Origin of the sequence: Streptomyces chisholmiae (assembly GCF_031845445.1) — a bacterium.
GTDB lineage: Bacteria > Actinomycetota > Actinomycetes > Streptomycetales > Streptomycetaceae > Streptomyces > Streptomyces chisholmiae.
In genome coordinates this window covers 1-421 of record NZ_JAVREO010000249.1, presented here as the reverse complement: position 1 = coordinate 421, position 421 = coordinate 1, and the positions used below count along the sequence as shown (strand labels likewise).

At 69.1% G+C, this 421-nt stretch carries 1 protein-coding gene; it reads left to right on the top strand.

The features are described from left to right. Positions 1-44: 44 nt before the first annotated feature. On the top strand, positions 45-421 hold a 377-nt coding region (locus RM844_RS33045), incomplete at its 3' end, for a hypothetical protein (RefSeq protein WP_311671113.1).

The window sequence follows — 421 nt, the reverse complement described above, 5'->3', positions numbered from 1 at the left end:
GTGCACCGACGAGTTGGTTCGCGCTCTACCTCGGCCCCGCACTGGTGGTCGAACTCATCGCGCTGACCCCGCTTGTCAAGCGGCCCATCCTTTTCGGCGCGGTGGCCGGTCTCGGCGTGGCGACCGTCGGACTGAGGCTGGAGTCGTTGTGGATCGGCGCGGTCTATCACTACCCGTGGCCGACCAGCATGTGGGGTGAGGCGCTGGCGATGGCCATCCCGGTGGCCGTCGCGATGGGTCTGTGCGGCGCGCTGCTGGCGCTGGTGCTCACCGGTCAGCCGCTCCCCCGGCCCGCGGTGGGGATCTCCATCGTGGTGGCCACCGTGCTGGTCATCGGGGGCGCGGTGGCCAACGGGCTGCGCACCGAGGTTCCGCAAAATGCCAGTGCCACCATCACTTTGACGGACCTCCCGGCTGACAA